The sequence below is a fragment of the uncultured Desulfovibrio sp. genome (genome assembly GCF_949282365.1).
In the GTDB taxonomy this organism is placed as follows: domain Bacteria; phylum Desulfobacterota; class Desulfovibrionia; order Desulfovibrionales; family Desulfovibrionaceae; genus Desulfovibrio.
Genome location: NZ_CASDOY010000032.1, coordinates 1 through 21,751, shown reverse-complemented (window position 1 = coordinate 21,751; position 21,751 = coordinate 1). Strand labels below are relative to the sequence as shown.

Sequence of the window (21,751 nt, the reverse complement as noted above, 5' to 3'; positions counted from 1 at the left end):
GTGATTTTTCCCTTGTCCGGCTGTTTCTTCATGGGGTGTAACCTCCTTTCTTGAGGGTGCGCGCTCCCTTTATCCTTATTGTAAATTACCATTGGGGTCGGTGACGACGTAAGAGCTGTGCAGCTGCATCAGATTGGGCTTGATGAAAAACCTCGTCTTGCCCGAGCCGGAGCCGCCGACGATGAGGACGTTTTTATTTCTCGCGGTCTTTGCGTTCTTCGGCCTCGAATCCATCGTCAGGCGCTCGGTCTGCGTGAGAATGATGTTGTTCTGGAACTTAGGGTCGATGTATGGCCGGATGTCCTCGGCGGTGCCGAAGCGGGCCGCGCCGTACTCGATGTTGTGCCGGTACTTCTTCGCGTTCTTGCCCTTCATGTACACGGCAAAGCGCAGCAGCAGCCCGCAGGTCAAGCCCACGAGCAAATCCAGCGCGTTGAAGCTCGGAAGCGGGTTCCCAAATGCAGAGGGAATAGCACTGAACAGCCCGAGTATCTTCTCCGAGGCATCGCCGCCTTCGGCCATGCGCCAGGCCTCGCCCAAGTTGGTGCAGGCGAGGCCTATGAGCACATAGGGCAGGTTAGTGAGTATGAGCTTTTTTGCTTTCATCGCTCAAGCTCCTTTTTGCGCTCCTTTTGCGCGCCCACGACCGGCACAATGTCCCGGAGCCTTTGCAGCAGAGACGGGCGCTCGGACTTGCGTTCTTTTGCGCTCGAGAACTCCTTGAGCGCTGCCATGATTGCGTCGGCATCTCGCCCTTTAAAGAACACGAGGAAGCGCGGCGTATCTGCCGAGGTATCCCGCCTCACAGCGTAGTCCACGCCGTACTTGCGCGCGATGCGCTCAAACTGGCGCAGATTGGCGTCGTCAATCTCCATCGTGTTCACGCCCTGGCCCTGCCGGAAGTGCGGCAGATCACCGTGCTGGCGCCGGTACGGCCCACGCGCGCGCCGCAGGATGCCCGCCAGGGCGCGCCGGATGCCTACTGGGACCTGGCCCTGCCCCTGCTGCGCGAGGACGGCTCCCTGCCGTGGCAGAACGTGCGCAACATGGAGCGCCGCGCCCTGCGCGAGGTGGACATCGTGCGCGAGGCCTGGCAGCCGGAACACGCCGCCCTGGTGCAGGACTTCCTGCGCCGCAAGCCCTTCGAGCCGGGCACCGTGCAGATCTTCAACCGCCTGGAAGCCTATGTGGGCTGCCATCCCGACGTGCAGCTCTGGGCCGCCCGTCACAAGCGGGACAACAGCCTGCAGGCCCTGGCCGTGGGCGATTACGCTTCCCTGACCACGGCTTTCTACATGTTCGCCTTCCGGCGGCAGGGGGCCGTGCCCGGCTGCGCCGACGCCCTGCTGGCCGGGCTGGTCAGCGAGGCCGAGGCCCGCGGCCACATGCGCTTCTGCCTAGGCCTGGGCATCGATCCCGGCATCCGCTTCTTCAAAGGCAAGTGGCATGCCCGGCCCGCCCTGCCCTGCCTGGAGACCGGCTGGAACACCCGCGCCGACAACCAGGGCAGCGGCTGGTTCTCCCGCCTGCGCCGCCTGCTGGGCGGGGAGGAGGCCGCATGAACGCGCCCGATCCCCTGAGCCCCCGGGCCCTGCCCGGCCCCGGCCTGCGCCAGCGCCTGCGCGAGGCCCTCACCGGGCGCCCCACGCCCCTGCTCTGCATGCAGGTGGAAGTCTCCTCGGTCTGCACCTGCCGCTGCACCTACTGCCCGCACACCACCAAGAAAGACGTCTGGCAGTCGCGCCTCATGAGCGCCGAGACCTTCGCCGCCCTCTGGCCGCTCATGCGCCAGTGCGGCCGCGTGCACCTGCAGGGCTGGGGCGAGCCCTTCCTGCACCCCCGCTTCATGGATTTCGTGCGCGTGGCCCGGCGCGCGGGCTGCGCCGTGTCCACCACCACCTGCGGCCAGCACATGGACGAGGCCCTGGCCGCCGCCGTGGTGGACAGCGGCATGGACGTGGTGGCCTTTTCCCTGGCCGGTACCGACGAGGCCAGCAACGCCAGCCGCCAGGGCATCCCCTTCAGCCGCGTCTGCGCGGCCATCCGCCAGCTGCAGGACGTGCGCCGCCAGAAACAGGGCCGGCACCCGGAGCTGCATCTGGCCTACCTGCTCCTGCCCTCGCAGCTGGAAGCCGTCAAAGGCCTGCCCGAGCTCATGGAGGAACTGGACGTGCGCTGCGCGGTGGTCAGCACCATGGATTACATCGCCGCGCCGGAACTGGCCGCGGAAGCCTACAGCCCCGAAGAAGCGGACAAAGTGGCCGCGGCGGCCGCCGTGCTGGCCCCGGTGGCCGCCCGGGTACGCCAGAGCGGCCGGGAACTGTGGTACGCCCTGCCCGACCCCGAAGCCGTGGGCCGCGTGCGCAACGGCTGCCGCGAAAACGTGGACCGCACCCTCTATGTGGATACCCAAGGCAACCTCTCGCCCTGCGTCTACGTCAACCTGCCCACCAGCGAGGACGACCCCAAACGGCGCGTCTTCGCCCGCGTCCGATACGGCCGCCCCGCCGGGGAACTGGCCGGGCTCTGGCGCAACAAGGCCTTCACGGACTTCCGCGCCGCCCTGGCCGGCCCCTGGCCCGACCTGCCCTGCGTGGGCTGCTCCAAACGCTTCGAAAAGATCTGGTAGGCCGCGGGAGCGGACTTGAGGGGGGCAGGGAGGACCTTTGGCGAACGCACAAAGGTCCTCCCTGCCCCCCTCAAACTCCCCCCATCCCCCTCCAAACGCGCTTCATCAAGGGCGGCGCGCCAGTCCCCGGCATGTGACGCGGCGTCCCTGCCGTCCCCGGCACAGGACGTCACACGCATCGGTCCGGCGCGTCCGGGCCTGCACCGGGACGCGAGACGCTCCCTTGCAAAGCGTCTCTCCCGTGAAGGTGCGTCCGGCCCTGCACGGGGACAGGTCCAGCATGGTAAAACGAATCGTTATCTCTTGACGGCGCGTCCGGCCCCGCACACTGACGGCCATGATTGATGCGGCGGGCCCCGGCGCTGGCGGGCAACGCCGGGACGACAGGGGAAAGCCCTGCCGCCACCTGCTCCCGACAACCGGGACCGCCTCCATCATGGCGGTCCCCACATCGCCAGCCCTTCTTCCTGTACGGACAGGAGGCGGGCGCCTGGGGAGCTTGCCCGCAGCACCGTCCTTTCCCGAGCTCCCATGCGCACGGACATGGCGGTATCACCGGGGTAGCGCCGCAATCGATAGGCCCTGTTCCCCGCGCGCACGGACAAGCCGGCGGGCCGTGGAGCTCGCCCGGTCAGGCAGGAATGGCGGGAGCGCCCGGACAACGGCGGGGACGTGCCATCCCGGCCTGGACAAAAGTTTTTTCGGGGATGGGGAGAGCACGAGAGGGGAAGGGGCAGTTTTTACAAAAAATGCCCCTTCCCCTCTCGTCACACACAAAAGATCCCGCGTGTTCCCGGCTTACTTCAGGCCCAGGTCGCGGAGCAGGTTGTCCACGGCCATGTGGCCCATGCTGGCCACGGCCCCGGCCGTGGAGGAGGAGCAGTGGGAGCCCATGACCAGGTTGTCCAGCCGGTACCAGCGCTCGTCCCGGGGCGGTTCCTGCTCGAAGACGTCCAGGCCTGCGCCGTAGATGCGATTCTGTTCCAGGGCGTCCAGCAGGGCGGCGCTGTCCACCAGTTCGCCGCGGGCGGTATTGATGAGGATGGCGGTGGGCCTCATCAGGGCCAGGCGCGCGGCATCGACCATCCGCCGGGTGCTGTCGTCGAGGATGGTGTGCAGGCTGATGAAGTCGGCTTCGCGGAAGATGCGTTCCAGACCGGCGCGTTCGACCCTGTTCTCAGCGGCCCAGGCCTCGTCCCAGCACACGTCGTGGCCCAGCACCTTCATGCCGAAGCCCGCGCCGCAGCGGCGGGCCACGCGCCGGCCGACGGCGCCCAGGCCGATGATGCCCACGGTCTTGCCGTAGAGGTCGATGCCGGTGATCTTGCTCCAGTCCTTCCGGCGGCAGCGGCGGTCGATGAGGGCCACCTTGCGGGCCACGCCCAGCATCAGGGCCAGGGTGTAGTCGGCCACGGCCTCGCTGTTGGCGCCCACGGTGCGGGAGACCTTGATGCCCCGGGCCTCGCAGGCGGGCAGGTCGATATTGTCCAAGCCCACGCCGTACCTGGCGATGGCCCTGAGTTTGGGCGCGGCGGCCAGCACGCCGGCGTCGACCGGGTCCACGCCCAGGATCAGGCCTTCGCAGTCGGCCAGTTTTTCGCGCATCTGGGCGGCGGAGAGGATGCCGCCGGTATCGTTGCGCAGCACTTCCAGTCCGGCGTCGCGCAGGATGTCGAAGAGTTCGGGATCGTTTTTGCCGAAGGATCGCGGCGTGGCGAGAACTTTCATGCAGGGCTCCTTGCTGGAAGAAAGATGTGCGGCAAGGCTAGCCCAGTCAGGGGATTTGTCAATCACGGTCCGCGGCCGGTCCGGCGGCCCGGCAGGGGGCGGCGCCCGGGGGCGTGTCCGCCCGGGCCTGTCCCCCGGGGCCTGCCTGCGGGGGCAGCCCGCCGGGGCCCGCGTTTCCCTTTGCCTTGCGTGGCCCTGCCGTGTACAATGCGCGAAAAACGCAATGCAGGTACGCTATGAGCATACTTCAGGACAATTCTTCTTCCGCCGCCATGGAGCGGCTGGATTCCGTGGTCGACCGTCTTTGCCATCCCGATTCCCTGGACAAGGTCCTGCACTGTTCCGCCCACGGCATGGTCATGCCGTCGCTGGACAGGCTGGCCGAGATCATGGAACGTCTGCGGGCCGCGCTCTTTCCCGGCTATTTCGGGGCGGCGCGGGTCTGGCGCGAATCCATGCGGCACCATCTGGCCGCCAACCTGGACAGCGTCTACCGGCTGCTGACCGAGCAGATCCAGCGCGGCATCTCCTTTTCCTGCGCGGGCGAGGGCGAAGGCTGCCAGAACTGCGAACGCAACAGCCGCGAACTGGCCCTGGCCTTCATGGACAAGCTGCCCGACATCCGCCACAAGCTGGCCGGGGATGCCCAGGCCGGCTATGAGGGCGACCCCGCGGCCACCAGCCCGGGCGAGACCATCTTCTGCTACCCCTCCATGTACACCATGCTGCATCATCGCATCGCCCATGAGCTCTACAGCCTCAAGGTGCCGCTGATCCCGCGCATCATCTCCGAGATGGCCCACTCGCGCACCGGTATCGACATCCACCCCGGGGCCACCATCGGCGACGATTTCTTCATCGACCACGGCACCGGCGTGGTCATCGGCGAGACCTGCATCATCGGCAACAGCTGCCGCCTCTACCAGGGCGTGACCCTGGGCGCGCTCTCCTTCCCCAAGAACGCCGACGGCACCCTGACCAAGGGCATCCCGCGCCACCCCATCCTGGAAGACAGGGTGACGGTCTATGCCGGGGCCACCATCCTGGGCCGCGTCACCGTGGGCCGGGGCGCGGTCATCGGCGGCAATGTCTGGATCACGGACGACGTGCCCGCCGGGGCCCGGGTCACGCAGGAGCGGCCCTCATGAGGTACGGCAGGCGGTCCTTCCTGCTCTGCCTGCTGGCGGCGGCCCTGCTGGCCGTCTGCCTGGGCGGCTGCGGCACGGAGGTCAAGGCCAAGGGACAAATGATCGGCGGCGTCTCCGTGGGACGCGGCCTGTAAGCGAACGAGGTCGGGATCATGCGTACTCTGGTTCAGGGAGGTCTTGTGGTGCGCCACGACGGCGTGTGCAGGGCCGATGTCTTGTTTGAGGACGAACGCATCGTGGAAGTGGGCGCGGGCCTGCCCGCGACGGACGCCTGCGTGGTGGACGCCACGGACTGCTATGTGCTGCCCGGCGGCGTGGACGCCCAGGTACGTCCCGCCGGGGCGGATCTTTCCGCACTGTGCAGGGCCGCGGCCCTGGGCGGCACCACCTGCCTGGGCGTGCTGCCGCCGTCGGACGGTTCCGCGCCGGTCACGGACGGCCTGCCGCTGACTGTGGTGCCGCACGGCGACGCCGCCGGAGAACTGCCGGACGGGACCGTCTGCGCGGCCTTTGGGGCCCCCCTGCTGACCGCCGCCGACGCCTGCGAGCGCCTGCACCGGCTTGCGGGACGCGGCGTCCTGCCTCTGGTGCCCTGCGCCCTGGAGCCTGTCAGCAGGGGCCTGCGGGCCCGGCTGGAGGCGGCGGGCCCCTGCGACGTGCAGGTCTGGCCCCAGGTCTTCCCCGCCTATGCCGAAGAAACGGGCGTCCGCCTGGCCCTGACCCTGGCCTCGGCCGCGCAGAGCCCCCTGTGCCTGGGGCCGGTGGCCTCGTCCCGTTCGCTGACGGCGCTTTCCGGCGGACATGAGTGCGGCGGGCGCGTCCATGCCTGCACCGCGCCGCGCTATCTGCTGCTGGATGCCGCCAGTTACGGCGAAGGCTCTGCCGAAGGGCTGAAATACGTCTGCATGCCGCCCCTGCGCGGGGCCCGCGACGGCCGCCTGCTCTGGGAGGCCCTGGCCCGCGGTCTGCTGGACCATGTGGTCTCGGCCCATGACGAGATCAGCTATGCGTGCAAGTGGGAGGCCGGACGGGACAGCGTCTTCGCCTGCCCGCAGGGCATGCCCGGCGTGGAGACGCGCCTGCCCCTGCTCTTTTCGGAAGGGGTCTGCAAGAGCCGCCTGACCCTGCCGCGCTTCGTGGACGTGGCCTGCGCCGCGCCCGCCCGCCTGCTGGGCCTGGACGGACGCAAGGGCCGTCTGGAAGCCGGCTGGGACGCCGACGTGGTGGTGCTGGATCCCGCCTGCTGCCGCGAGCTGAGCGCCCGCGAGCTGCATCAGGGCGACTACACGCCCTACGAGGGGCTGGAGGTCCACGGCTGGCCGCGCCATGTCTGGGCGCAGGGCCGCCGGCTGGTGGCCGACGGCCGCTGGGAAGGCCCGGGACACGGGGCCGGAGCGGAACAATAGATCACCCAGGGCGGCGCGGCCTCTTCGCACAGGAGGCCGCGCCGCTGCCGTGCGGGCGCACTTGGCAGAGCGCGCCTTGCCGGGTATAAGGACGCTTCGCGCCGCAGGACGGCGGGGCCTTGGGGACAGGTCCCGCATGTCGCGCGCAGGTCCGGGACACGATGGCCCGGGACAGGCACGGACCGCCGCAGATCCACCGGGGACAGGACGGCGGACCGGGATGCCCGGGGACCGGCCTTTGCTGCCGGTCTTTTTTGCCCGCCATCCGGGGCGCCGCACTCCCACAGCGGCACGGCCCCGGCAGGAAGGCTGCGACGGAAAGGAGGACGCATGCTGGAAAAAATCTTTGCCCTCAAGGCCAACGGGACTTCGGTCCGGCAGGAGCTGCGCGCCGGCCTGACCAGTTTCATGGCCATGTGCTACCTGATCTTCGTGGTGCCCTCCATGCTGGCCGATACGGGCATCCCCCGTGAAAGCGCCGTGGCCGCGGTCATCTGGGTGACCATCGCCATCACCCTGCTCATGGGCCTGTGGGCGCGCTTCCCCGTGGGTGTGGCCCCGGGCCTGGGGATCACGGCCTTTTTCGCCTACTATGTCTGCGGTCCGGCCGGATACAGCTGGCAGACCGCCCTGGGGGCGGTCTTCATTTCCGGCGTCTTCTTCATGCTCCTGACCGTGACCCGCGTGCGCCAGATGATCATCGACGCCGTGCCCATGGACCTCAAATACGCCATCGTGGTGGGCATCGGGGCCTTCATCGCCTTCATCGGCCTCAAGAACTGCGGTATCGTGGTGGCGGATCCCTCCACCTTCGTCACCCTCGGCCACCTGACCCGGCCGGAAGCCCTGCTGGCCCTGGGCGGCATGGCCCTGATGGGCATGCTCATGTGCCTGCGGGTGCCCGGCTCCATGATCATCGGCATCCTGAGCGTCACCGTCATCGGCGTGCTCTGCGGGGTGACGGCCATGCCGGAGCAGGTCTTCTCCGGCTTCCGGCTGCCCCTGCCCACCGAGACCTTCCTGCAGATGGACCTCAGGGGCGCCCTGCACCACGGGTTGATCTCCATCATCTTCACCCTGACCATGGTGGACCTGTTCGACAATATGGGCGTGCTCATCGGTCTGGCGCGCAAGGCCGGCTTCATGGACGAGAACGGCCACATCCGGCATCTTGACCGGGCCCTGGTCACGGACTCCATCGGCACCATGTGCAGCGCCCTGCTGGGCGCCACCACGGCCACCTCCTATCTGGAATGCGCCGCCGGCGTGGCCGAAGGGGGCCGCACCGGGCTCACGGCCGTGACCATCGCCGGGCTCTTCCTGCTGGCCCTGTTCTTCACCCCGCTGGTGGCCATGGTGCCCGCCTATGCCACGGCCCCGGTGCTGGTGCTGGTGGGCGCGCTGATGATGCAGGAAGTGGTGCAGATCAGGTTCCGGGACCTGAGCGTGGCCATCCCGGCCTTTTTGACCATCATCACCATGCCCCTGACCTTCAACATCGCCACGGGCTTCGGTTTCGGCTTCATCAGCTTCGTGGTCCTGCGCGTGCTGACCGGCCGCTGGCGCGAAGTCAGCCCCATCATGTACATCGTCGCCGTCTGCTTTGCCGTCAACTTCGGGTTGCGCGGCTAGGGACAGGCCGAACCTAGTGTAACTTTCAAAGGATCAAGAGGAATCGAGGCGGAATTATGTCTGGTAATACGCAGCGTGAGATGCTGGGGAGCCGTCTGGGCTTTTTGCTGCTTTCGGCGGGCTGTGCCATCGGCCTGGGGAACGTCTGGCGTTTCCCCTATATCACCGGCGCCTACGGCGGCGCCATCTTCGTGGGCATCTATCTGGTCTGCCTGTTCGCGGTGGTGCCCACCATGATCATGGAATTCGCCGTGGGCCGTGCCGCCCGCCGCAACATGGGCCTGGCCTTCCACATCCTCGAGCCCAGGGGCAGCAAATGGCACTGGGGCGGCAAGGTGGCCCTCATCGGCAGCTATCTGCTGATGATGTTCTACACCACGGTCACGGGCTGGATGCTCTACTACTGCTGGTACATGGCCAGCGGCGCCCTGAGCGGCCTGGATGCCGCCGGCGTGGGCAAGTTCTTCGGCGCCACCCTGGGCGATCCCGTGGCCCAGGTGGTGGGCATGACCCTGGTGGTGCTCATGGGCTGCGGCGTCTGCGCCATGGGCGTGCAGAAGGGCGTGGAGCGCGTGGTCAAGATCATGATGCTGGGGCTGCTCTTCATCCTGGTGGCCCTGGTCATCCGCGCCCTGACCCTGCCCGGCGCCGAGGCCGGGGTCTCCTTCTACCTCTCGCCCGATCCCGCCAAGCTGGAAAAGACCGGCATCTTCCCGGTCATCAACGCGGCCATGAACCAGGCCTTCTTCACCCTCTCCGTGGGCATCGGCGCCATGTGCATCTTCGGCAGCTACCAGAGCCGCGACCGCTCCCTGACCGGCGAGGCCATGTGGATCATGGGCCTGGACACCTTCGTGGCCCTGATGGCCGGCCTGATCATCTTCCCGGCCTGCTTCGCCTTCGGCGTGGAGCCCGGCGCCGGTCCCGGCCTGGTCTTCGTGACCCTGCCCAACATCTTCAACGTCATGGCCGGCGGCCAGCTCTGGGGCACGCTGTTCTTCATCTTCATGAGCTTCGCGGCGCTGTCCACGGTCATCGCCGTGTTCGAGAACATCATCTCCTACAGCGCCGACGTCTGGGGCATGGAACGCCGCCGCGCCACCTGGATCCATGCCGCGGGCATCTGGCTCCTCTCCCTGCCCTGCGCCCTGGGCTTCAATCTGCTGGCCGATTTCCAGCCCCTGGGCCCCGGCACCTGCGTGCTGGATCTGGAAGACTTCCTCATCAGCAACAACATCCTGCCCCTGGGCGGCCTGTTCTTCCTGCTCTTCTGCTGCCTGCGCCGCGGCTGGGGCTGGGACAACTTCATCGCCGAAGTGGACCAGGGCATGGGCATGAAGTTCCCGCGCTGGCTGCGCGGCTATGTGACCTATGTGCTGCCCTGCCTGATCGTCTTCGTCTTCGTCATGGGCTATGTGGACAAGTTCTGCAAGTAAGGCCGCGGGCGGCCCCGCCCGCAGCCCCGCGGACGCGCCTTGCCGCGCTCCGGCAACGAAAAACCACCCGTCCCGCGGGTGGTTTTTTTTGCGCGGCCGCCGGGCGGGCCCGGGGAGGAACGCCCGCCGGCGCGACAGCGGCCGGGCCCCGTGCCCCTGGGCCCAGGCCCCATGAGGTTTTGTTTGTTGGGGGGAAGGAAGCCCTCATGCTTCCCGGCGCGCTTTTTCAGATGAACGCAAGGACATGCGACAAGCATCCTTTACTGGGCATGCCTGGGCGAAAAGCTGCAGTTATTTGAGATAAATCATAACATTCGTGCGGACACGCCTAACCGCCGAACCAGGCGGGCCTGCCGTCCGTGGCGTCGGCGCGGCAGCCCTGCCAGAGCCCGCGGGCGGCCAGGGCGCGGCGCAGGTCGGTGATGATGCCGCGCTTTTCCAGGGCCCAGGACGGGGCCAGCAGTTCGCCCGGCGCGGGATCGGCCTGGATGCGCTGCATGACCACCGTGGACGGGATGCGCGGCAGGGCGGCGCAAAGCCAGTCCACATACTCGTCGCGGGCCAGCGGATGGTAGTCCCCGGCCTGCCACAGCCGGGCCAGCCCCGTGCCCTGCGGCACATAGACGTTGTGCAGCTTGAGGCCCTGCAGGCCCAGGGACACGGCCCAGTCCACGCCATCCAGGAAGTCCCGCTCCTCCTCGCCGGGCAGACCGGCCATGAGGTGGCCGCAGACCAGCAGCCCGGCCTCCAGGGCCGCGCGCACGGCAGTCTCGGCCTGCCGTACCGTGTGGCCGCGATTGATGCGGCGCAGGGTCGCGTCCCGGCAGGTCTGCAGGCCCAGCTCCAGCCAGACCTCGTCCAGACCGCAGCCCGCCAGCAGGGCCAGCTTCCCGCTGTCCAGACAGTCCGGGCGCGTGCCCACGGCGATGCCCCGGCAGCCGGGCAGGGCCGCCACCTGCCCGAGCAGGCGGGCCAAGCGGTCGGCCGGACCGTAGGTATTGGAAAAGGATTGCAGATAGGCCATGAACAAACGGTCGCTGTCCGTGGCGGTGTACTTGCCGTACCAGGCGTCCCACTGGGCGCGCAGGCCGAGGCCGCGCAGGCCCATGCCGGAGCCGGAGCCGCTGTCGTTGCAGAAGACGCAGCCCTGCCGGGAGAGCGTGCCGTCCCGGTTGGGGCAGGTGGCGCCTGCGTCCAGTGGAATTTTTTGCACCCGCACGCCGTACTTGCGCCGGAAATAGGTGGCCAGGGTATGCCAAAGCAGCATGATTCACGCCTTTTTCACGGATTTTCCCGCGCGCGGGCAGGAGAAAAAATTTGTACCATGTCCGCAACAGCTTGACTTCAAGCCCGTTTTAGCCGAACAAGTTTTGTCTGCTGCCGTGCGCTTTTCGCCTGCGCGGCCCGGTTCCCGCGGGAGCCGGCCCGGGGCCCGCATCCGGGTCCCGTACTTCCCTTTCTCCGCACGATGGCAGCACCATACGCATACCAGTAGAACGAGGCAAGCGAGCGTAATGTCCAAGATCGTGGATTTCTTCCTGGGAATGTTCTCCAATGACCTGGCCATCGACCTGGGCACGGCCAATACCTGTGTCTACGTCAAGGGCCAGGGCATCGTCCTGCGTGAACCGTCCGTGGTGGCGGTCAAGAAAGATTCGCGCGGCAATACCGTGGTCCTGGCCGTGGGCGCCGACGCCAAGCGCATGCTGGGCAAGACCCCCGGCAACATCAAGGCCATCCGCCCCATGAAGGACGGCGTCATCGCCGACTTTGAAGTGACCGAGGCCATGCTGCGCCACTTCATCACCAAGGTGCACAATTCCCGCCATCTGGTCCGCCCGCGCATCATGGTCTGTGTGCCCACCGGCATCACCCAGGTGGAAAAACGCGCGGTCAAGGAATCGGCCCAGTCCGCCGGCGCGCGCGAAGTCTACCTCATCGAGGAGCCCATGGCCGCCGCCATCGGCGCCGACCTGCCCATCCAGGAGCCCACCTCCAACATGGTGGTGGACATCGGCGGCGGCACCACCGAGGTGGCCGTCATCTCCCTGGCCGGCATCGTCTATGCCCGCTCCGTGCGCGTGGGCGGCGACAAGATGGACGAAGCCATCATGACGCATGTCAAACGCAAGTATAACATGCTCATCGGCGAAGCCTCGGCGGAAGAGATCAAGATCAAGATCGCCTCGGCCTATCCCATGGATCCCGAACAGCAGATCGAGGTCAAGGGCCGCGACCTGGTGACGGGCATCCCGCAGAACATCATCATCACCTCGGAGGAAGTGCGCAAGGCCATCTCCGAACAGGTGGAAAGCATCGTGCAGGCCGTACGCATCGCCCTGGAACAGACGCCCCCGGAACTGGCCGCCGACATCGTGGACCGCGGCATCGTGCTGACCGGCGGCGGCGCGCTGCTCAAGGGCCTGGACCAGCTGCTGCGCGAGCAGACCTCCCTGCCCATCACCGTGGTGGACGATCCCCTGTCCACGGTGGTCATGGGTACGGGCCGGGCCCTGGACAACATCCACGTGCTCAAAGACGTCTGCATCGACTAACCATTGCTTGTGCAGGACGGCCCGCGCCCCATCCGGCACGGCCGTCCTTTTTTTCCTGCTGCTCTCACGGGTGCCATTGTGACGTTCCGACGTTTTCTCCTCATGGCGGGCGGCCTGCTGGTGCTGTTTCTGGGCATGTACACCTGGAACCAGCGCACGCACACGCTTGACGACATCGCCGCCAATGTGGGCCTGGAGATGAGCGGCACGGTGCTGGACACCTTCGATTCGGTCAAGAGCAGCGTCCTGGGCGCCTGGCGGCGCTATGTGGACCTGGTGGGCGTACGCGAGGAGAACGAACGCCTGCGCGCCCAGGTGGCCGAGCTGCAGGCCCGCATCGTCTCCCACGGCGAGGACCTGGCCGAGCTGGCCCGCCTGCGCGAGCTGGTGCAGCTGCCCGTGGACAGCGCCTGGAAGCCCGTGGGCGCGCGCATCCTGGCCGGGCGCATGGGCCCCAACGCCATCCAGGACAGCATCACCATCAACCGCGGCTATACCTCCGGCGCCCATCCCGGCACGCCCATCGTCACCAATATGGGACTGGTGGGGCGCGTGCTGCGCGCCAGCCCCCATGCCGCCACGGTCCTGCTCATCACCGACCCCGGCAGCCGCATCGCGGTCTTCGCCCAGCAGAGCCGTGCCGCCGGCATCCTCAGCGGCCAGGGCCTGGAACAGCCGCTGGAGGTGGGCTTCGTGGAGCGCGACGCACCGGTGACCGCCGGCGAGCTGCTCATCACCTCCGGTCTGGACGGCAAATACCCCAAGGGCATCCCCGTGGCCACCGTGGACAGCGTGGCCCCTTCGGACTCCACCCAGTTCCTGGCCGTCACGGCCCGTCCGCTGGTGGACGTGCGCCAGCTGGAGGAGGTGCTGCTGCTGGAACCCAGCGGCATCAACCGTCCTTTGCGCCCCAGCGAGCCCGCCCCGGACTTCGTGGGCCCGCCCCGGCCCCCCAAAAGGGAGCGCTAGCCCATGCAGGCCGTGCGCAACGTCTTCTGGTGGCTGTGCTTCGTGGCCCTGGGCATCTGCGTGCAAAGCCTGGTCCCCGGCCTGGACGCCCTGGTGGTGGGGCTGGTCATCCTGCTGCAGGAACGGGACTACAAGAGCCTCTGCTGGCTGCTGCCGCTCTTCATCCTGCTCCAGGAAGGCATCGGCACGAGCCCCTTCGGGGCCTCCGTGGTCTGGTATGCCCTGGTCTGCCTGATCTACCGCATCCTGCGCTGGCTGCTGGGGCTGGGGAATTTTTTCCTTGTCCTGCTGCTGGCCGTGTGCCTGGGCGGGGCCTGTTTCGGTCTGGGCTGGCTGTTCTCCCCGCTGTACGCCGTGCCCTTCTCTCCGCAGGAATATCTGGACAGGAGCCTGCTGCAGGCCCTGTATCTGCCCGTGGCCTGGGCGATCCTGACGGCCACGCGGCCACTGGCACGCTCGCATGACGAAGAATAGGCGCATCACCCCTCCTCCCGCTCCGGCACAGCCCCCGGCGGCCCCCCCGCCGCAGGCCCCCCGGCGCAAGCGCCGGAACTGGCGCTCCTGGCTGACCATCCAGGTGGAGAGCGAACGCTACCAGCCCCCGCGCAGCGGGACCCTGCTGCTGCAGGTGCTGGTGGGCATCTTCTTTTTCGTCTTCGTCACCCGCTTCTGGTACCTCCAGCTCCATCTGGGCTCGGAGATGACCAGCCAGGCCCAGAAGAACCGTCTGCGCACGGAGCGCATCTTCGCCCCGCGCGGCCGCATCTTCGACGATCACGGCAAGATCCTGGCCGACAACCGCACGGCCTACGGCCTGGCCATCATCCGCGAGGACTGCCCGGACATCCCCGCCACCCTGGCCCAGATCAGCCAGTGGACGGACATGCCCCTGGAGCAGCTGCAGAACCGCTACCATCAGGACCGTTTCAAGACCAAGCCCTTCGAGGCCCTACCCCTGGTCTCCGGCCTGGACTTCGGCCAGGTGGCGCGCATCGAGGCCGAGCTGGTCAACTGGCCCGGACTGGAGATCATGGTCCGCACCACGCGCCACTATCCCGAAAAGGACCTTTTCGCCCATGTGCTGGGCTATGTGGCCGAAGCCAACAGCACGGAGATGGAAAAGGACCCGGATTTGGCCATGGGCGACCTGGTGGGCAAGGCCGGCGTGGAACTGGAGCTGGAAAAGCGCCTGCGCGGCCACAAGGGCCTGTACCAGATGGAAGTGGACGCTCACGGCCGCATGCTGGCCAAGAGCTTGCGCGAGGCCCCCAGCGCGGGGCAGGAGCTGGCCCTTTCGCTGGACCGCGACCTGCAGCAGGCCGCCTGGGAGGCCCTGGGCGGCGAGGCGGGCTGCGTGGTGGTCATGGAGCCGGACACCGGCAAGCTGCGCGCCCTGGTCACCTCCCCGGCCTATGACAACAACCTGTTCGCCGCGGGCATCTCCCACCGCGACTGGGAGGCCCTGCGCACCAGCAAGCGCTACCCGCTGCAGAACCGCGTCATCCAGAGCGTCTATCCGCCCGGCTCGGTCTGGAAGCTGCTCATGGCCGTATTCTTCCTGGAGAACGGCGTGGACCCCCGCGAAACCGTCTTCTGCGGCGGCCAGACCAAACTGGGCAACCAGATCTTCCGCTGCTGGCGGCGCGGCGGCCACGGCAGCCAGACCCTGGAACAGTCGCTCATCAATTCCTGCGACGTCTATTACTACATCATGGCCGAGCGTCTGGGCATCGACAGGATCTCGGCCTTTGCCAAGCAATGCGGCTTCGGCAAGCCCACGGGCGTGGACCTGCCGCACGAGCGCTCGGGCCTGGTGCCCTCGCGCGACTGGAAGCAGCGCTACCGCAAGCAGGTCTGGGTGCGCGGCGACACCTTCAACACCTCCATCGGCCAGGGCTTCACCCTGGTCACGCCCATCCAGATGGCCGTCTATGTCTCGGCCATGCTCAACGGCGGCGACCTGCTCAAGCCCCAGCTGCTGGACGACGCCCCGCGCGAGGTGCGCGGCCGCATCCCCGCCCGGCTGGAACACCTGCGTTTCGTGGTCCAGGCCATGCGCCGCACGGCGGGCGGCGGCACGGCCCGGGTGGTGGGCCGCCATGACGCCGACATGGGCGGCAAGACCGGGACGGCGCAGGTGACCAAGCTCAAGATGACCGCCAACGACCGCCGCCTGCGCACCGCGGAACTGGCCTACCTGCACCGCGACCATGCCTGGATCGCCACATGGGGCCGCAAGAACGGCAAGACCTATGTGGTCATCGTCATGGTGGAACACGGCGGCGGCGGCTCCAGCGTGGCCGGCCCCGTGGCCAGGAAGGTCTACGATCACCTCTTCGGGCCCGATGCGGGCGCGCCCGGGCAGGCCGTCCAGGAAACGCTCCAGCCCGCCGGCCGCATGCTGGGCCCCGCCTCGGGCCCCCTGCCGGGCATGAGCAACGAAAGCAACGATCTGCCCAAGCGCCGTCGCCGCTGACGGCCACAGGAACGTCCCATGGACAAGCGCCTCCTCGGTTACATCAACTGGGCACTGCTGGCCTGCATGCTGCTGCTCTATTTCACGGGTGTGGCCAATCTCTATTCCGCCAGCGGCACCCGCGTGGAGACCGGTTTCGCCTTCGAGAGCTTCTACCAGCGCCAGCTCGTCTGGGGCCTGTGCGGCCTGGGCTGCATGCTGCTGGCCACGCTCTTCGATTACCGCCAGCTGCGCAACCTGGCCTGGCCCGCCTATCTCTTCTTTCTGGTGCTGCTGATGCTGGTGCCCTTCGTGGGCTCCACCTTCTACGGCGCCAAGCGCTGGATCTCCTTCGGCCTGTTCACCATCCAGCCCTCGGAGCCCATCAAGATCGCCGTGCTGATCCTGGTGGCCCGCCTGCTGGCCCGCGACAGCCAGCCCCTGGGCTGGAAGCACTTTTTTTCCGTCCTGGCCGTGGGCCTGGTGCCGGTGGTCTTCATCCTCAAGCAGCCCGACCTGGGCACGGCCATGATGGTGCTGCTCATCATGGCCGGCATGATCCTCTTCCACGGCCTGCGCCGCTATGTGCTGGGCACCTGTCTGCTGGCCGTGCCCGGCGTGGCCGCCCTGATGTGGTTCGTGCTGATGCACGATTACCAGAAGCAGCGCGTGCTGACCTTCCTCAATCCCGGCGACGACCCCCTGGGCGCGGGCTACCACATCCTGCAGTCGCGCATCGCCATCGGCTCCGGCGAGCTGTGGGGCAAGGGCTATATGGAAGGCATGATGAACAAGCTCAACTTCCTGCCCGAGCGCCATTCGGACTTCGCCCTGGCCGTGTTCGGCGAGGAGTGGGGCTTCGTGGGCTGCGTGGCCCTGGTCACCCTGTTTTCCCTTTTCCTGCTCTCCATCTTCTCCACCGTGGTCCAGGCCAAGGACCGCTTCGGCAGCATGCTGGCAGTGGGTGTTTTTTTCTATTTTTTCTGGCAGATATGCATCAACATGGGCATGGTCATCGGCCTCATGCCCGTGGTGGGCATCCCCCTGCCCTTCATCAGCTACGGCGGCAGCGCCACCGTGGTGAACTTCACATTGCTGGGCATCGTGCTTAATGTTTCCATGCGGCGCTTCATGTTCAAGAGCTGAGCCCTGACCGGCCCCGCCGGGAAAGGGAGCGCCGGACGGGAGCCCTCCCACCTCCTGTTCCCGGTACGCAGCCCGATCATGCGCCGCCCCGGTCCGCACGGCCCGCCCCGGGCCTTCCGACCGCCGGACACCCCTGTCCGCCCCCTCTGTCGCGCTTGCGCCATCCCCGGCAGGCCCGCGCGCAGGGGTCGTCTTCCCAATGGCAAACAGCGCCGCCCCGCCGGGACGGGCGGCGCCCCATCCCAAGGAGGTTCTCCATGCCCCAGGATTATTTCAGCGCCCTGCGCGACGTGGCTCTGGCCATCAACGCCAGCCTTGACCCCAAGGACGTGCTGCACAAGATCAGCGAACAGACGGCCAAGGCCATGGACTGCAAGGCCTGCACCATCCGCCTGCTGGACAGCACCGGGCATTTCCTGCTGCCCAGCGCCGCCTACGGCCTTTCCGAAACCTACATGCGCAAGGGCCCCGTGGAAGTGAAACGCAGCGGCCTGGACAGCGAAGTGCTGGCCGGCAAGGCCATCCACCTCAAGGACGCCACCTCTGACGGCCGCTTCCAGTATCCCGAATCGGCCAAGGCCGAAGGCCTGGTCTCCGTGCTGTCCGCGCCCCTGAGCGTGAGCGGCAAGGTCATCGGCCTGATCCGCGTCTACTCCGCCCAGGAACGCGAGTTCTCCGCCGAGGAAGAAAGCTTCATGATGGCCGTGGCCGCCGTCTCCGCCGTGGCCATCGAGAATGCCCGCCTGCACGACGCGCTGCGCAACAACTACGAGCTGATGGCCAAGCACGCCTACTCGCTCTACGAAGACTAGACCGGCTCCGGCGCAGGGCACGGCCCCGCGGGCCGTGGCCGCCCGTCCGGTCCTCCGGCGCGGCCCCCGGCAGCGCGGGCTGCCCCGCTGCGCCTCCCGCCCCCATCAAGACAGCAAGCCCGCAAGGGCAAAGGTGAATGACAATGAAAAAAGTTCGTGTCGGTATCAACGGTTTCGGCCGCATCGGCCGCCAGGTCTTCCGCGCCCTGCGCCAGACGTACGCGGATCGCGTGGAGGTGGTGGCCATCAACGACCTCTTCGACGCCACCACCAATTTCCAGCTGCTGGAGTATGACTCCGTCTACGGCCGCGCCTTCCTCGACGCCCGGGTGGACGGCCAGGAAGTGAAGGTCGGCGACTGGAACATCCACTGCTTCGCCGAACGCGATCCCCATCAGCTGGCCTGGGGCCAGCATGACGTGGACGTGGTGGTGGAAAGCACCGGCATCTTCCGCAAGGCCTCCCAGGCCTCCGTGCACATGGACAACGGCGCCAAGAAGGTCATCATCACCGCCCCGGCCAAGGAAGAAGACATCACCATCGTCATGGGCGTGAACCACGACCAGTACGATCCCGCCAAGCACCACATCGTGTCCAACGCCTCGTGCACCACCAACTGCCTGGCCCCCGTGGCCCTGGTGCTGCAGCGCAACTTCGGCATCAGGCTGGGCAACATGACCACCATCCACTCCTACACCAACGACCAGCGCATCCTCGACATGGCCCACAAGGACCCCCGCCGCGCCCGCGCCGCCGCCTGCAACATCATCCCCACCTCCACCGGCGCGGCCCAGGCCGTAGCCAAGGTCATCCCCGAACTGGCGGGCAAGTTCACCGGCTACTCGCTGCGCGTGCCCACGCCCACGGTCTCCGTGGTGGACTTCAACGGCATCCTGGAAAAGGATACCGATACCGAGACCCTGCTGGCCGCCCTCAAGGACGCCAGCGAGACCTACCTCAAGGGCATCCTGGGCTATAACACCCTGCCCCTGGTCTCCACGGACTTCAAGGGCGATCCGCATTCCTCCATCCTGGAAGCGCCCTACACCACGGTGCAGAACGGCAATCTGGTCAAGGTCGTGGCCTGGTACGACAACGAATGGGGCTACTCCAACCGCGTCTGCGACCTGATCTGCCTGATGCAGCAGAAGGGCCTGTAACCGACTCCGGCGGGCGGGCTACGGCCCCGCGCAGGGGCCTTTCCCCGTGCCCCTGTCCCCCGGGGGGAGCCGGGCCGTCTGCCCCGCTCCGGTCCCCCAGCCAACGAAAAAGGCCATCCGTCACGGATGGCCTTTTTTCATGCGCTCCAGGGGCCCGGCAGCCGGCACGGCCTTACGGGCATCGACAGCAACGCGCGACCGGACGGCGGCCCGCAGGGCCGTGCCCGTTAGGCCGCAAGGTCTTACGGGCATCGACAGCAACGCAAAGGGATCCCTCCCCCCCAAAAAAACAAAACGTCATGCGTCCCGGGCCTAACCCAGCGCTTCGCGGGCCAGTTCGGAAACGGTCTTCTCCACCACCTTCTCGCCGTCGAAGACCTCGCAGAGCTCCTCATGCCCGGCCCCGGCCAGACGGCGCAGGGCCGGGGCATCCATGAAGTCGCGGGGCAGCTGGGCCAGGGCCCAGGCGGCCATGCCGCGGCAGGGGACATCCTCGTCCTCCAGGCCCTTGAGCAGCCAGGGCCGCGCGGGCAGGGCCAGTTCCTGCCGGGCCTGCGCCAGACGGCCGATGGCCCAGAAGCAGGAGCGGCGCAGGGGGCCGTGATCGCAGAAGTTGTCGTCCCGGCCCAGGTCGATGACATAGGAGATGAGCACGCGGTGGAATTCCCTGGCCGCGCGCGGGCAGGCGGCCAGGACCTCGCCGAAGGCCTCGGGGATGCCCCAGCCGATGTTGCCGGATTCCTCGTTCATGTGCCACATGAGGCGGCGCATGATGTTGTGCATGTCCTCGGGGCTTTTCTCCTCGATACCGGCCACCACCTGGCCCAGGGCCAGGGCGGCCTTGTGGCGCATGAAGGGTTCCAGCAGCAGGAAGGAGAACAGCGGCCCCACGGCGGGCTGTCCCATGGAGCGCAGTCCGGGCAGATGATCACGCCAGTCGGGCGCGGAAAGCAGTTCTTTCAGTTGCTGTTTGGCGGCACGCATGCGGGCCATGACGCAGCTCCTTGCGTTACAGGGTACAGAAGAACGTCACCCAGAAGGGCACGCTGAAATCCAGGATCATGGCGTGCACGATGGAGACGAACACCCACTGCTTGCCCGCGAAGCGGGTGATGACCGGCAGGGTGGAATCCATGGTGGACGCGCCGCCGCAGGAGATGGCGGCCAGCGGACCGATCCAGCGTACCATGAGCGGCGTGAAAAGCAATGTGGCCAGCTCGCGCATGATGTTGGCCAGCAGGGCCACGGTGCCCAGCTCCGCGCCCCTGTACTGGGTGATGAAGATGGACGAGAGCGAATAGTAGGCGAAGCCGGACCCCACGGCCAGGCATTCGCTCAGGGAATAGGCCAGGGTGACGCTGGCCAGGGCCGCGCCCGCGAAGGTGCCCACGGTGGTGGCCAGGGGCAGGAGCAGCACGCGGGGGCGCAGGGTGCGCAGGATCTCGCCCAGACGGCGGTCGTGACCGATGGAGATGCCCACCAGGAACATCAGCGCATAAAGGACGTAGAGCGTGCCGTCATGCTCCAGGAAATAGTCCGGTATCCAGCCCAGCCAGGCCAGGAGCACGCCCAGCACGAAACAGCCCAGGATCATCAGACTGCCGCTCACGGCCGAGCCTCCCTGCCTGCCCGGCCTGTCAGGCCTGCCTGGCCCGCCTGCGCGGGGCGCACGCCCGGGACGGTGCCCGGGGCAGCGTCGGGAGCCGTGCCGGGAACAGCCGCGCCAGCCCCCGGCCTTCCCGCCCCTTCCGTTCCCTCCGGGTCCTCCCCCCCCCGGGGCCCGGCGCCGGGAAAGAAGCGGCGCACGGCCACGGTGCAGATGAGGCTGCCCGCCACGCAGGCCACGGTGAGCGCCAGGGCCTTGCCGCCCAGCACGGGCAGATCGGCCATCAGGGCCGCATTGCCGCCCACGGCCACGCCGAGGGCGAAGAGCATGAGCATGATGGTGGGCGAGATGGCGCGGCCCAGCAGCCCGGGCCAGCGGAAAGGACGCAGGGCGAAGCCCAGGGCGATGCCGGCGAGCATCAGTCCGATAGCGGTGAACATGGTCGTACTTTCAGCGTCTGGAGATCTGCTGCAGCGCCCGGCGCACGAAGGCCAGCATGGCCGTATAGCGCTGCGGTTCGTCAAGGAGGAATTCCACGTCCCAGAGCACCCAGACCAGACTGCCGCGATGGCGCAGCTGCTGGAGCGGACGCACTTCGGCGGGCAGTTGCAGGGCCCGGGCCGCCACAGAGCCCATGACCACCACGGCCCGGGCATGCAGGGCCTGCACGCCGGACCAGAAGACGTCGGCATTGGGCAGATAGTGCGGCGTGCTGCCGTCGGGGCTGGCGGCGCGGGCGCGGGCCAGGGCTTCGGGAGAGGCCTCGGGATCGGGCAGGCAGACGGGCCAGAAGGTGCTGGTGCCCGCCGGATAGGCCAAATCCTGCATGAGACGGCGGAAAAAGGCACTGCGCTGCGCCTTGCCGGGGGCCTGGGGATCACAGAGGTCGGGGCCCAGGTTCCAGTAGGTCCAGACCACCCGTCCCTGCCGGGTACGGGAGAGCCGCTCCTGCCAGACGGCGGGCCAGACGTGGGGCGGCAAAGGCCGCCAGCTCCGGGCCGGAGCGGCAGGGGCCTCCGCGCCCCGGGCCGGGGCCTGCGGGCGCGCGGGACGGCGCTGTCCCGCAGCG

At 67.8% G+C, this 21,751-nt stretch carries 20 protein-coding genes and 2 pseudogenes; 14 read left to right on the top strand and 8 right to left on the bottom strand.

The genetic code is table 11. The features are described 5' to 3' along the window. Positions 1 to 87 precede the first annotated feature (87 nt). A pseudogene (locus tag Q1X76_RS07195) lies at positions 88 to 606 on the bottom strand (type IV secretory system conjugative DNA transfer family protein); the annotation flags it as partial. Continuing rightward, on the bottom strand, positions 603 to 911 hold the full coding sequence (locus Q1X76_RS07190) for a PcfB family protein (protein ID WP_300718946.1): 309 nt from the start codon (positions 909 to 911) through the stop codon (positions 603 to 605). The pseudogene Q1X76_RS07195 and the gene Q1X76_RS07190, both read right to left, overlap by 4 nt. Before the next feature lie 6 nt (positions 912 to 917). On the opposite strand from Q1X76_RS07190, the gene Q1X76_RS07185 reads away from it, so the two are divergent. Both Q1X76_RS07185 and Q1X76_RS07180 read left to right on the top strand, forming a co-directional pair. Next, entirely contained in the window at positions 918 to 1,562 is a 645-nt protein-coding gene (locus tag Q1X76_RS07185; RefSeq protein WP_300718947.1) for a hypothetical protein, read from the top strand. After that, positions 1,559 to 2,629, top strand: a complete 1,071-nt coding sequence (locus tag Q1X76_RS07180; RefSeq protein WP_300718944.1) for a radical SAM/SPASM domain-containing protein — start codon at positions 1,559 to 1,561, stop codon at positions 2,627 to 2,629. Before Q1X76_RS07185 ends, Q1X76_RS07180 begins: the two co-directional genes overlap by 4 nt. A 798-nt stretch (positions 2,630 to 3,427) precedes the next feature. Here the strand turns inward: Q1X76_RS07180 and Q1X76_RS07175 are convergent. Continuing rightward, positions 3,428 to 4,357 carry a phosphoglycerate dehydrogenase gene (locus Q1X76_RS07175; protein WP_300718943.1) on the bottom strand — a complete coding sequence of 310 codons (930 nt, stop codon included), beginning with the start codon at positions 4,355 to 4,357 and terminating at the stop codon, positions 3,428 to 3,430. A 236-nt stretch (positions 4,358 to 4,593) separates the two neighbouring features. On the opposite strand from Q1X76_RS07175, the gene epsC reads away from it, so the two are divergent. From epsC to Q1X76_RS07150, 5 genes are all read left to right on the top strand, one after another. Further along, the gene (gene epsC, locus Q1X76_RS07170; protein WP_300718942.1) at positions 4,594 to 5,505 is read left to right on the top strand and encodes a serine O-acetyltransferase EpsC; all 912 of its coding nucleotides are present in this window, start codon (positions 4,594 to 4,596) and stop codon (positions 5,503 to 5,505) included. Beyond that, the gene (locus tag Q1X76_RS07165) at positions 5,502 to 5,639 is read left to right on the top strand and encodes a hypothetical protein (RefSeq protein WP_300718941.1); all 138 of its coding nucleotides are present in this window, start codon (positions 5,502 to 5,504) and stop codon (positions 5,637 to 5,639) included. The genes epsC and Q1X76_RS07165 overlap by 4 nt, the downstream gene beginning before the upstream one ends. Before the next feature lie 18 nt (positions 5,640 to 5,657). After that, positions 5,658 to 6,911: an amidohydrolase family protein gene (locus Q1X76_RS07160; protein ID WP_300718940.1), complete on the top strand. Its 1,254-nt coding sequence runs from the start codon at positions 5,658 to 5,660 to the stop codon at positions 6,909 to 6,911. Positions 6,912 to 7,241: 330 nt separating this feature from the next. After that, positions 7,242 to 8,543, top strand: coding sequence for an NCS2 family permease (locus tag Q1X76_RS07155; RefSeq protein ID WP_300718939.1), 1,302 nt, complete (start codon positions 7,242 to 7,244; stop codon positions 8,541 to 8,543). A gap of 56 nt (positions 8,544 to 8,599) precedes the next feature. After that, entirely contained in the window at positions 8,600 to 9,979 is a 1,380-nt protein-coding gene (locus Q1X76_RS07150) for a sodium-dependent transporter (RefSeq protein ID WP_300718938.1), read from the top strand. 328 nt (positions 9,980 to 10,307) lie between these two features. Here the strand turns inward: Q1X76_RS07150 and Q1X76_RS07145 are convergent, their stop codons facing one another. Beyond that, a complete protein-coding gene (locus Q1X76_RS07145; RefSeq protein ID WP_300718937.1) occupies positions 10,308 to 11,246 on the bottom strand; it encodes a TIGR01212 family radical SAM protein in 939 nt (312 codons plus the stop codon). Positions 11,247 to 11,493: 247 nt separating this feature from the next. On the opposite strand from Q1X76_RS07145, the gene Q1X76_RS07140 reads away from it, so the two are divergent. The 7 genes from Q1X76_RS07140 (at position 11,494) to gap (ending at position 19,076) form a co-directional block, all read left to right on the top strand. Next, positions 11,494 to 12,534: a rod shape-determining protein gene (locus Q1X76_RS07140; protein WP_006007445.1), complete on the top strand. Its 1,041-nt coding sequence runs from the start codon at positions 11,494 to 11,496 to the stop codon at positions 12,532 to 12,534. Positions 12,535 to 12,612: 78 nt separating this feature from the next. Further along, positions 12,613 to 13,503, top strand: coding sequence for a rod shape-determining protein MreC (gene mreC, locus Q1X76_RS07135; RefSeq protein WP_300718936.1), 891 nt, complete (start codon positions 12,613 to 12,615; stop codon positions 13,501 to 13,503). A gap of 3 nt (positions 13,504 to 13,506) precedes the next feature. Beyond that, the gene (locus Q1X76_RS07130) at positions 13,507 to 13,977 is read left to right on the top strand and encodes a hypothetical protein (protein ID WP_300718935.1); all 471 of its coding nucleotides are present in this window, start codon (positions 13,507 to 13,509) and stop codon (positions 13,975 to 13,977) included. Further along, positions 13,964 to 15,979 carry a penicillin-binding protein 2 gene (gene mrdA, locus Q1X76_RS07125; protein ID WP_300718934.1) on the top strand — a complete coding sequence of 672 codons (2,016 nt, stop codon included), beginning with the start codon at positions 13,964 to 13,966 and terminating at the stop codon, positions 15,977 to 15,979. Before Q1X76_RS07130 ends, mrdA begins: the two co-directional genes overlap by 14 nt. Positions 15,980 to 15,997: 18 nt before the next feature. Next, positions 15,998 to 17,104: a rod shape-determining protein RodA gene (gene rodA / locus Q1X76_RS07120; RefSeq protein WP_300718933.1), complete on the top strand. Its 1,107-nt coding sequence runs from the start codon at positions 15,998 to 16,000 to the stop codon at positions 17,102 to 17,104. 257 nt (positions 17,105 to 17,361) lie between these two features. Next, the gene (locus Q1X76_RS07115) at positions 17,362 to 17,916 is read left to right on the top strand and encodes a GAF domain-containing protein (RefSeq protein WP_300718932.1); all 555 of its coding nucleotides are present in this window, start codon (positions 17,362 to 17,364) and stop codon (positions 17,914 to 17,916) included. A gap of 143 nt (positions 17,917 to 18,059) precedes the next feature. After that, positions 18,060 to 19,076 (top strand): type I glyceraldehyde-3-phosphate dehydrogenase, encoded by a 1,017-nt coding sequence (gene gap, locus Q1X76_RS07110; protein WP_300718931.1) that lies wholly within the window; start codon positions 18,060 to 18,062, stop codon positions 19,074 to 19,076. Between the two features lie 312 nt (positions 19,077 to 19,388). Here gap and Q1X76_RS07105 read toward each other — a convergent pair whose 3' ends face one another. From Q1X76_RS07105 to Q1X76_RS07090, 4 genes and pseudogenes are all read right to left on the bottom strand, one after another. Continuing rightward, positions 19,389 to 20,069: a DVU0298 family protein gene (locus Q1X76_RS07105; RefSeq protein ID WP_300718930.1), complete on the bottom strand. Its 681-nt coding sequence runs from the start codon at positions 20,067 to 20,069 to the stop codon at positions 19,389 to 19,391. 16 nt (positions 20,070 to 20,085) lie between these two features. Continuing rightward, positions 20,086 to 20,685, bottom strand: a complete 600-nt coding sequence (locus tag Q1X76_RS07100) for a lysine exporter LysO family protein (RefSeq protein WP_300718929.1) — start codon at positions 20,683 to 20,685, stop codon at positions 20,086 to 20,088. Then, entirely contained in the window at positions 20,682 to 21,122 is a 441-nt protein-coding gene (locus tag Q1X76_RS07095; protein ID WP_300718928.1) for a LysO family transporter, read from the bottom strand. Before Q1X76_RS07095 ends, Q1X76_RS07100 begins: the two co-directional genes overlap by 4 nt. Positions 21,123 to 21,132: 10 nt before the next feature. Further along, positions 21,133 to 21,751, bottom strand: a pseudogene (locus Q1X76_RS07090) (hypothetical protein); the annotation flags it as partial.

Excerpts from the sequence above, each read along its gene's own strand:
- Q1X76_RS07140 (WP_006007445.1), top strand. The coding sequence starts at position 11,494 with ATGTCCAAGATCGTGGATTTCTTCCTGGGAATGTTCTCCAATGACCTG.
- mrdA (WP_300718934.1), top strand. The coding sequence starts at position 13,964 with ATGACGAAGAATAGGCGCATCACCCCTCCTCCCGCTCCGGCACAGCCC.
- Q1X76_RS07165 (WP_300718941.1), top strand. The coding sequence starts at position 5,502 with ATGAGGTACGGCAGGCGGTCCTTCCTGCTCTGCCTGCTGGCGGCGGCC.
- epsC (WP_300718942.1), top strand. The coding sequence starts at position 4,594 with ATGAGCATACTTCAGGACAATTCTTCTTCCGCCGCCATGGAGCGGCTG.
- Q1X76_RS07145 (WP_300718937.1), bottom strand. The coding sequence starts at position 11,246 with ATGCTGCTTTGGCATACCCTGGCCACCTATTTCCGGCGCAAGTACGGC.
- Q1X76_RS07150 (WP_300718938.1), top strand. The coding sequence starts at position 8,600 with ATGTCTGGTAATACGCAGCGTGAGATGCTGGGGAGCCGTCTGGGCTTT.
- Q1X76_RS07105 (WP_300718930.1), bottom strand. The coding sequence starts at position 20,069 with ATGGCCCGCATGCGTGCCGCCAAACAGCAACTGAAAGAACTGCTTTCC.
- Q1X76_RS07095 (WP_300718928.1), bottom strand. The coding sequence starts at position 21,122 with ATGTTCACCGCTATCGGACTGATGCTCGCCGGCATCGCCCTGGGCTTC.
- Q1X76_RS07180 (WP_300718944.1), top strand. The coding sequence starts at position 1,559 with ATGAACGCGCCCGATCCCCTGAGCCCCCGGGCCCTGCCCGGCCCCGGC.
- Q1X76_RS07155 (WP_300718939.1), top strand. The coding sequence starts at position 7,242 with ATGCTGGAAAAAATCTTTGCCCTCAAGGCCAACGGGACTTCGGTCCGG.
- Q1X76_RS07160 (WP_300718940.1), top strand. The coding sequence starts at position 5,658 with ATGCGTACTCTGGTTCAGGGAGGTCTTGTGGTGCGCCACGACGGCGTG.
- rodA (WP_300718933.1), top strand. The coding sequence starts at position 15,998 with ATGGACAAGCGCCTCCTCGGTTACATCAACTGGGCACTGCTGGCCTGC.
- Q1X76_RS07115 (WP_300718932.1), top strand. The coding sequence starts at position 17,362 with ATGCCCCAGGATTATTTCAGCGCCCTGCGCGACGTGGCTCTGGCCATC.
- Q1X76_RS07130 (WP_300718935.1), top strand. The coding sequence starts at position 13,507 with ATGCAGGCCGTGCGCAACGTCTTCTGGTGGCTGTGCTTCGTGGCCCTG.
- gap (WP_300718931.1), top strand. The coding sequence starts at position 18,060 with ATGAAAAAAGTTCGTGTCGGTATCAACGGTTTCGGCCGCATCGGCCGC.
- Q1X76_RS07175 (WP_300718943.1), bottom strand. The coding sequence starts at position 4,357 with ATGAAAGTTCTCGCCACGCCGCGATCCTTCGGCAAAAACGATCCCGAA.